This is a genomic window from Polaribacter sp. 2405UD43-2 (genome assembly GCF_058147125.1).
Genome location: NZ_JBYVJX010000006.1, coordinates 225887 through 236032 on the forward strand (window position 1 = coordinate 225887; position 10146 = coordinate 236032).

Here is a 10146-nt window from a genome sequence, read left to right on the forward strand (position 1 = left end):
AGCATATAGAGCAAAATCTGATGCAGATTTTATAAATAAACTAAAAATTGTTGAAGAAGAGGCTGATGAAAGTATGTATTTCTTAGAAATATTCGGAGAGATTAGCAATAAAAACCACGAAGAAATTAAAAGATTGTGGAAAGAAGCAAACGAGTTATTGTCAATTACAGTTGCTTCCATTAAAACAATGAGAAATAAAGTAAATAATAAAAAATCATAAAATTAATATTTGTAAAAATTGTAATTTTTGAATCATATATCGTAAATCATTTAAATCGTAAACCTAAATTATGTTTGTAGTAAAAAGAGACGGCAAAAGAGAGCCAGTAATGTTTGACAAGATTACGTCAAGAGTTAAAAAAATGTGTTATGGATTAAACAAAATTGTTGATCCTGTAAAAGTAGCAATGCGTGTAATAGAAGGTCTTTACGATGGTGTAAGCACATCAGAATTAGACAATTTAGCCGCAGAAACTGCTGCCACAATGACTACTGCGCATCCAGATTATGCCAGACTTGCTGCAAGAATTGCTGTTTCTAACTTACACAAAAACACCAAAAAATCATTCTCAGAAACTATGGATGATTTGTATGTATATGTTAATCCACGTACAGGTAAAAAAGCACCTTTGTTGGCAGATGATGTGTATAAAATTATCAAAGAAAATGCAGAAAAATTAGATTCTACGATTATTTATAATAGAGATTTTAATTACGATTATTTTGGTTTTAAAACATTAGAACGTTCGTATTTATTAAAATTGAACGGAAAAATTGCAGAGCGTCCACAACACATGTTAATGCGTGTTTCTATTGGTATTCACAAAAACGATATTGACGAAGCTATTGCAACTTACGAGTTAATGAGTAAAAAATATTTTACACATGCAACTCCTACATTATTTAACGCAGGTACTCCAAAACCGCAAATGTCTTCTTGTTTCTTACTACAAATGCAAGATGATAGTATAGATGGTATTTACGACACCTTAAAGCAAACAGCAAAAATTTCGCAATCTGCGGGTGGTATTGGTTTATCTATTCATAATGTAAGAGCAACAGGTTCTTATATTAGAGGCACAAATGGTACTTCTAACGGAATTGTACCTATGTTAAAAGTCTTTAATGATACTGCACGTTATGTAGATCAAGGAGGAGGAAAACGTAAAGGTTCTTTTGCAATGTATATAGAACCTTGGCATGCAGATATTTTCGACTTTTTAGATTTAAAGAAAAATCATGGAAAAGAAGAAATGCGCGCAAGAGATTTATTCTACGCAATGTGGATTCCGGATTTGTTTATGAAACGTATTGAAGAAGATGGAGACTGGACGTTGATGTGCCCTAACGAATGCCCACATTTATTCGATTCTTATGGTGATGAGTTTGAGCGTTTGTACGAAGGTTACGAAAAAGCAAATAAAGGTAGAAAAACCATTAAAGCGCGTGTTTTATGGGAGAAGATCTTAGAATCTCAAATCGAAACAGGCACACCTTATATGTTGTATAAAGATGCTGTAAACCGTAAAACAAATCAGAAGAATTTAGGCACCATTCGTTCATCAAACTTGTGTACAGAAATTATGGAATACACTGCAGAAGATGAAGTTGCAGTTTGTAACTTAGCTTCTATTGCATTACCAATGTTTATTTCTGAAAGAGAAAATGGCGAAAAATTCTTTAATCATAAAAAATTGTTCGATGTTACCAAAAAAGTAACACGTAATTTAGATACAGTGATAGATATGAACTATTATCCTGTAAAAGAAGCAGAAAACTCTAACTTTAGACACAGACCCATTGGTTTAGGAATACAAGGTTTAGCAGATACATTTATCAATTTACGCTTGCCATTTACTTCTGATGAAGCCAAAAAACTGAATCAAGATATTTTTGAAACAATGTATTTTGCGGCAGTTACATCATCAATGGAAATTGCAAAAGCAAAAGAACCGTATTCTACTTTTAAAGGATCTCCAATGTCAGAAGGAGAATTTCAATTTAATATGTGGGGAATTAAAGATGATGAATTAAGCGGAAACTGGGATTGGGGTAAATTGCGTAAAAACGTAGTAAAACACGGTGTAAGAAATTCGCTTCTTGTTGCACCAATGCCAACAGCATCAACCTCACAAATATTAGGAAACAATGAAGCTTTTGAGCCTTATACTTCTAATATTTATACGCGTAGAGTATTATCTGGAGAGTTTATTGTGGTAAACAAACATTTATTAGAAGATTTGGTAGAATTAGGTTTGTGGGATAATGATATGAAAGAAAACATTATGCGTGCAAATGGTTCTATACAACATATCGAAAAAATTCCTGCTGAGTTAAGAGAATTGTACAAAACAGTTTGGGAAATGAGTATGAAAGATATTATTGATATGGCGCGCCATAGAGGATATTTTATAGATCAATCTCAATCTTTAAACTTGTTTATGAATGATCCTGATTTTGGTAAATTAACCTCAATGCATTTCTACGGATGGAAATCTGGTTTAAAAACAGGAATGTATTATTTAAGGACTAAATCTGCTGTAAATGCAATTCAATTTACACTTTCTAAAGAAAAAAAGAAAGAAGAAACAGAAAAACCAATGAGCGCATCAGAATTTAAAGCAATGGTAGATGCCTCTAAAAATGCAGGACCAGATGATTGTTTAATGTGTGGTTCTTAAATCCATTAAATAAAAGGTGATAATAAAAAAGAGAAGTCGTAAGACTTCTCTTTTTTATTTGTAAAAGCTTTAAGCTTATTATTTTTTAACTAACTTGATGTTGTCAATTGCAGCAGATCCGTTCGCTAAGTATACAAAAAGGTCATAATCTCCTGACGGTAAAGCAATACTTAGGTCTTTAGAAAATGAACTCCATCCAGATTTATTTATTTTAGGCTCAAATTTAGCTAAAGCAAGTTTTTCTAAATCTCCAAAATTTTCAAAAAGCTTATCTCCAGCACCTTTTTTTAATATTAAAACCTTAAAGTCGTATTTATTGTTTTTCCAACCTGTAAAATCTCCAGGTCTGTAGTAATCGAAAGATAAAGTAGATTTTTGTTTTAAAATATCAGTTTTAATAGTAAAGGTTTTTTTAGCCATTGCATAAGAGTATCCTTTACAAGCTCCCATATCATAACCTATAAAATAAGTCTTGTTTCCCTTAAAATCATATCCTTTCCATTTGGTAAACTCATCGGTTTTTCCTCTTAATAAACCACTACAACGGTCTTTCTCTCCCTTAATGTTTTTTAAAGGAACTTTTTTGTCTCCAACAAACCCATCATTACCTTTTTCAAAAGTAATCTCTAAAAGAGGTTTTTTAGGAGTTGGAATTTTAACTTCTTCTTTTTTGTTACAAGATGCAAAAGCAAGTAATACCAAAGATGCTAATAAATAATTTAAATTTTTCATTTTTATTTAATGTTTGTGTTATACACAATGTGTAACAAAGACATTAGAGATTACCCTAAAAACAAAATGTTAAATAAATGTTAAAGAAAATTAGTATTTTAAATACATTGCGAAACTAATTATCTAAACAATTAACAGAGAAGAACTTTTTCTCTTTTTGTTATTTAAATTAATAAATGTATGTTTACAATTTTGCAATAAAAAAAATCGATTTTAAAGTGTGATTTTATATGTTTAAGAAAATTTTATTTTTTATTTTTTTAGTTCTTTTGGGTGTAATTTTATTTTTCAATCCAAACTTTAAAACAATTGCTACTGGTGTTTCTATTCTTTTATTTGGAATGATAATGTTAGAAGAAGGATTTAAAGTTTTTACAAAAGGACCTCTACAAAATATTCTTAAAAAAGCTACAGATAAGCTATACAAAGGCATTACAGCTGGTGCTTTAATTACTGCATTAATTCAGTCTAGCTCTTTAGTATCAGTAATCACAATTTCTTTTATAAGTGCTGGGTTAATAACGCTTTCTGGAGGATTAGGATTAATTTTTGGAGCAAATATTGGTACAACTGCAACAGCTTGGTTAGTTGCAGGTTTTGGGTTAAAAATTAAAATATCTGCATTGGCAATGCCAATGTTAATCTTTGGGCTAATTTTTTCATTTAAAAAGAGCGCTTCTTTAAAAGGTATAGGAAACGTTTTAGCTGGTTTAGGCTTTTTCTTTCTGGGTATTCATTATATGAAAGAAGGTTTTGATTTTTTTAAAGACTATATAGATTTAACCCAATTTGCAGTATCTGGTTTTTTAGGGGCTCTAATTTATACTGGGTTAGGTATTATAATTACTACAATTTTACAATCTAGCAGTGCTACTTTAGCACTAATATTAACTGCTTTAGCAGCTGGTCAAATTGAGTACGAAAATGCATTAGCATTAGCAATAGGTGCAAATGTAGGAACAACTGTAACAGCAGTTTTAGGTTCTTTAAGCTCTAATTCTGCAGGTAAAAGATTAGCTGTTGCTCATTTAATATTTAATGTTTCTACAGGTTTAATTGCGTTAATATTTATCTTTCCTTTAGCAAATTTTGTGAATTATTTATCAGAATTATTAAGCATTAATAGTACAGATTATACCTTAAAACTAGCTATTTTTCATACTGTTTTTAATGTGTTAGGCGTTGCTTTAATGATTCCTTTTATTAGTAAATTAGAAAAATTCTTATTAAAATTATTCATAGAAAAAGACGATAAAGGAATTGATGAACCTAAATATTTAAACGAAGCTATTTTAGAATTCCCAGAAACGTTGATTTCATCAATTTTAAAAGAATCTAAATACCTTTATAAAAAAGCAGTTTTTAAAATTGTTGTCCACTCTTTAAGTATTCATAGAAACGATGTTAAATCTGAAGAAAAAATTAAAAATATAATTAAAAATTCTGAAGAAATCATACCTACAGACGTAGAAGAAATGTATTACAGCAAAGTTAAAAATATCTACGGGCAAATTATTAACTACACAACTAAGGGGCAGCAAGATTTAAAGCTAAATAAGAAACAAAATAACAGATTAGCAGAATTAAGATTAGCCAATAGAAGAATGGTTGAAATTATAAGAGACTCAAGAGAATTAGAAAAAAATATAACACGGTTTTTAGAATCTGACAATAAATATATTAAAAAAGAATACGACAAGTTTAGAAAAAAGGTTGTAAAAGTTTTGAGAGTTATTTATAAGTTTAGAAAAAATGAAGAAAAAGAAGAATACTATAACCAACTAAAAGAATTAAAAAAAGAAGCAAAAATTGCTATACATACAGATAATAAATCTTTAGATAGATTAATTAGAAAAGACTTAATTACTACAGATATGGCATCGTCTTTAGTTAATGATAATGTGAATGTAAATGATTTAATAAAAAGATTAATTCAAGTTGCAGAATTGTTGTATTCAGAAAAAGATGTCATCTTTGAAAACGGTAATAAATAATAAAATAAATGAACTGGGAACAACTCCTTTCTTTAAAACGTTTTGGTGATACCCAAAAACGCACAAGAGCAGCACAAGATGAAACACGTTTAGGTTTTGATGTAGATTTTGATAGAATTATATTTTCATCAGCATTTAGAAGTTTGCAAGACAAAACACAAGTAATTCCATTATCTGAAACCGATTTTGTTCACACGCGTTTAACACACAGTTTAGAAGTATCTGTGGTTGGGAGAACTTTAGGAAGAAGAGTTGGTAAAGTGTTATTAGAACGTCACCCAAATTTAGCTAAATTAGGATACACTTTTAATGATTTTGGAGCAATTGTGGCAGCAGCATCTGTAATGCATGATATTGGAAATCCGCCTTTTGGTCATTCAGGAGAAAAAGCGATTGGAGAATATTTTAAGTCAGGAAAAGGCGTAAAATATAAAGAGTATTTAACCGAAAAAGAATATCAAGATTTAATCGATTTTGAAGGAAATGCTAACGGATTTAAAATTCTTACAGAATCTAGAGAAGGAATTTCTGGAGGATTACGTTTAAGTTATGCAACATTAGGTGCATTTTTAAAATATCCAAAAGAAAGTCTTCCTAAAAAACCAACAACACATATTGTAGATAAAAAGTACGGTTTTTTTCAATCAGAAAAAGAAGCTTTTTTAGATGTGGTTAATGATTTAGGAATGAAACAGAAATCATCAGAAAGCATCTCTTTTTATAGGCATCCACTTGCATATTTGGTAGAAGCTGCAGACGATATTTGTTATACAATTATCGATTTTGAAGACGGAATTAATCTAGGTTTAATAGATGAAGATTATGCCTTAGAATATCTGTCTAAATTGATAAAAAACATCAATAGAGATAAATACTATGCATTAAAACACACCACAGATAGAACGGCATATTTAAGAGCAATTTCTATAAGTGCTCTAATAGAAGAAGCTGTAAAAATATTTTTAGAAAACCAAGAAGCTCTTTTAAACGGAACTTTTGAGAAGTCTTTACTAGATAAATGCAAGTACGAAGCACAAATAAACGATATTATAAAAATAAGTATTGATAAAATTTACAAGAGTAAAGAAGTTGTAGAAAAAGAAGTAGCAGGTTATAGAATTATTGCAGATTTATTAGACGTATTTGTAACCGCTTTAAATAATAAATTTGAAGAAAATCAATCTAATTTCGATAAGTTGGTGTTAAATCTTTTGCCAAAAGAGTATCAAACAGAAACAGACAATTTATACCACAGAATTATGCAAATATGTAGTTATGTTTCTAGAATGTCAGATAGTTACGCAATACGAATGCATAAAAAAATAACAGGAAATATTATATAATAACTAATTTTTATACTTATTTTTGAAAAATCACAAATAAAACCCACTAAATAATGAAGAAAAAGATACTCTTAATTTTTGTATTTACACTAGCTATTTTAACTCTTTATAAATTTTCTACAGAAAAAAATAAAAATAGTTCTTTAGCAAAAAAGGCAGAAATTAAAAAATTTGAAAAAAAGAACAAAAAGAAAAAAACTCAAGAAGAAAGAATGCAGTATGCAAAAGAGAGAGAATTGTATGAGTTAAGAATGCAGATTAACCCCTTAACTGGTTTAATTCCAAAAGAAGAGAAAGAAAAGGAGTTTAACACAGCAAAACTAGAATTAAAAAAAGCAAGTAAAAAATCAAATTCTAATACTTATGTTTCTAGAGGACCTTCTAATTTTGGAGGAAGAACAAGGGCTTTAGTTATTGATGCTTCTGACGCAACAAGTAAAACCATTATTGCAGGTGGTGTAAGTAGTGGCGTGTTTAGAACAACAAACGGAGGTGCTAATTGGACCAAAGTTTCAAGTAATAATGAGATACATAATGTTACTGCAATAGCTCAAGACCCTAGATCTGGTTTTCAAAATATTTGGTATTATGCAACCGGAGAGTGGACAGGAAATAGTGCTTCATTAGGTTCTGCTTACCGAGGTTTAGGAATTTGGAAATCTACAAACGGAGGTCTAAATTGGGCACAAATACCTGTAACAAACTCTCAGCATCATAATTTTGATTCATTTTTTGACTATACCAATTCTATAGAAGTAAACCCTTTAAATGGTGAGTTGTTTGTAGCAACTGCAGGAAAAATATATAGATTCGATGGTACCAATATGAATGTCGAATTAGAAATTCCTTCTAATGGATTAGGCTTTACCGATGTTAAAATTGCTGCCAATGGTAGAGTTTTTGCAAGTATAGAAGGTACAAGTGCTGTTGGAGGTGTCTGGACTTCAGCCAATGGAAATGGAAATTGGTCTAAAATAGCAAGTAATGGAACACCATTAAATTGGTCTGCTAATGGTAGAATCGTTTTAGCAGTAGCTCCTTCAAATAATAATGTTATTTATGCTTTATATGATAATGGAAAAAAATCAGATTCTAAAACAAAGACTTATGTTATAGAAGCAGATTTATGGAAGTATAATGTTTCTAGTAGTACATGGACTAATTTCTCATCTAAATTACCTGATGAAGCTGGTGGCGATAAGGTAGGAAATGACCCTTTTTCTATACAGGGAGGATACGATTTAGTTGTTTCTGTAAAACCTGATGATGAAAACTTTGTAGTTATAGGTGGTACAAATGTTTATAAAATAAATAATATTAACACAGATGCAACTTTTACAAGAATTGGGGGGTATAAAAATAATTTAGGGTATAGTTCTTATGATGTAGGAGGTGTAAAACATCATCCAGATATTCATCAATTAGTTTTTGATCCTCAAAATTCAAATACTTTGTTTTCTGGTACAGATGGAGGTATACATAAAGCATTTATTACTACTACAAATGTTAATTGGTTAAGTTTAAATAATAATTATCAAACGTATCAATACTATCATATAGCTATGGATCCAAAACCAAACTCTGATATTATTATTGGAGGAGCGCAAGATAACGGAACTACTTATGGAGGAACAGGTATAGGTCGTCCTAATATAACTTCTATGTCTTCTCTTGCAGGAGGAGATGGGGTGGCTGTTGGTTTTGGTTGGGATAGTAATTCGGAATTTAATTTTTACTTCGGATTTCAAAACGGAACCATTTACAGATTTAGTAATACAAATAGTTTTGTTGATATTACGCCAAAAAATAAAGAAAGTAGATTTGTTACCTATTTTTATTTAGATCCGGATAACAATAATGCATTATATTATGCAGCAAAAGACAGCTTGTTAGTAACTAAAGACACTGAAAAAGTAACCACCTCTAATTGGACAAATCTAGGGGTTTTATCTTCTAAAGAAACTATAAGAACATTTGCTACAACCAGAGGGGCATACAACCCTTCTTCTAGTTACTTATTTATTGGAGGAGAAAAAGGAGGGATTTTTAGACTAAAAGACCCTCAAAATGTAACAGACTTATCAACAGCTGTTAATATTACCCCACCTTCTGCTACCACTTCTAATTTTACAATTGTTAGTGGAATTGCTGTACATCCTTTCGATCCAGACATAGTATTAGCTGTTTATTCAAATTACGGAATTGAGAATATTTTTTTAACAACAAATGCAACATCAGCGAATCCTACGTGGACAATGGTAGAAAAAAATTTAAACAACCACTCTATTCGTTCTGCTGCGATTACTAAAACAGATAACGGAATAACCTATTTTGTTGGTACAGCAAGAGGTCTTTATAGTTCTTCAGACCCTACCACAAAAGATTGGAGTATTGAAGGAACTAATGAAATGGGATTAGCCGTTATTAGTTCTTTGGTATATCGTCCGTCAGATAAAAAACTATTGGTAGGAACGCATGGTAATGGAATATATGAAACCACTATACAAGGAACATTGTCTTCTAAATCATATGCTAAAGAAGACCTAGGTTTAACTTTATATCCTAACCCAATTGTAGATATAATTAAGTTGAAATCAGATTTGATAAACGCCAATGAATCTATTAAGTATGAAATTTTTGATATTTCTGGAAAATCTGTAAAAAAAGGAAAAATTACTAACAAACAAATTAAAGTCAATGAATTAAATTCGGGTGTTTATTTTGTGAATGTAAAATATCAAAATAAAAATCAATCTTTAAAGTTTGTAAAAAAATGATTTTAAAAAAATCAATCTTTTTAATTGCTTTTTCTTTTCTTTTTGGCTGTGTAAGCAATAAAATAAAATTAGAAAACAAGCCTCTTGTTAAGTTTGAAGAAGCATTTTACTCAAAATATAATTCAGGAATAAGAACAGGAGATTCGGGTTTAAATATTCATCTTTCGAGTCTCAACAAAGAAAGTAATATAACCCTTTTAGGAATCTATTTTAGAGAGAAATATTCAGGTTTAAAATTTAGTTCTCCAAATATTTATACTGGTTTCGTTGTTACATCCTATGGAGAAAAAAATGATTCGGATCGTTTTTCAAAGAAAATAGAAGAAGAAAAAAAGTCAATAAAGAAAGAAACAATCAAGATGCCTTTTAGTTTAAAAAAAGAGGAAGCTATAATTGTTTGTTTAGTAAATAAAAAGAAAAAATATTTTAAAATAAAATTATCTAAAAAGGATGTTGGAATTCCTCAATAATAAATAAAAAAGAGTAGCATATGCTACTCTTTTTTATAAAGACACTGTCCAATATTTTGTGTAACTAGAATTTGGACTTGTTACCTTTACTCGGACACAAAATTTAAGACTGTTTGTTACAAAACAAATATCTTAGAAACATGAAAAAA

General features: G+C 29.9%; 7 protein-coding genes. 6 read left to right on the plus strand and 1 reads right to left on the minus strand.

Annotated elements, in window-relative coordinates; genetic code table 11:
* The first annotated feature begins 31 nt into the window (after positions 1–31).
* Together ACY2RX_RS10245 and ACY2RX_RS10250 are read left to right on the plus strand one after the other, a co-directional pair.
* On the plus strand, positions 32–220 hold the full coding sequence (locus ACY2RX_RS10245; protein WP_490103892.1) for a four helix bundle protein: 189 nt from the start codon (positions 32–34) through the stop codon (positions 218–220).
* Positions 221–290: 70 nt separating this feature from the next.
* Positions 291–2681, plus strand: a complete 2391-nt coding sequence (locus tag ACY2RX_RS10250) for a ribonucleoside-diphosphate reductase subunit alpha (protein ID WP_490103885.1) — start codon at positions 291–293, stop codon at positions 2679–2681.
* A 78-nt stretch (positions 2682–2759) separates the two neighbouring features.
* On the opposite strand, the gene ACY2RX_RS10255 is transcribed toward ACY2RX_RS10250, so the two are convergent.
* Positions 2760–3413, minus strand: coding sequence for a hypothetical protein (locus tag ACY2RX_RS10255; RefSeq protein WP_490103886.1), 654 nt, complete (start codon positions 3411–3413; stop codon positions 2760–2762).
* Positions 3414–3643: 230 nt separating this feature from the next.
* Here ACY2RX_RS10255 and ACY2RX_RS10260 point away from each other — a divergent pair, with 230 nt between their 5' ends.
* Genes ACY2RX_RS10260 through ACY2RX_RS10275 form a run of 4 tightly spaced genes read left to right on the plus strand, consistent with a single transcriptional unit; the run spans position 3644 to position 9997 of the window.
* A complete protein-coding gene (locus ACY2RX_RS10260; protein ID WP_490103887.1) occupies positions 3644–5407 on the plus strand; it encodes a Na/Pi cotransporter family protein in 1764 nt (587 codons plus the stop codon).
* 8 nt (positions 5408–5415) lie between these two features.
* A complete protein-coding gene (locus ACY2RX_RS10265) occupies positions 5416–6750 on the plus strand; it encodes a deoxyguanosinetriphosphate triphosphohydrolase (RefSeq protein ID WP_490103888.1) in 1335 nt (444 codons plus the stop codon).
* A 53-nt stretch (positions 6751–6803) separates the two neighbouring features.
* Complete coding sequence (locus ACY2RX_RS10270; RefSeq protein WP_490103889.1) at positions 6804–9527, plus strand: T9SS type A sorting domain-containing protein; 2724 nt, start codon at positions 6804–6806, stop codon at positions 9525–9527.
* On the plus strand, positions 9524–9997 hold the full coding sequence (locus ACY2RX_RS10275) for a hypothetical protein (RefSeq protein WP_490103890.1): 474 nt from the start codon (positions 9524–9526) through the stop codon (positions 9995–9997). Before ACY2RX_RS10270 ends, ACY2RX_RS10275 begins: the two co-directional genes overlap by 4 nt.
* Positions 9998–10146: the final 149 nt, after the last annotated feature.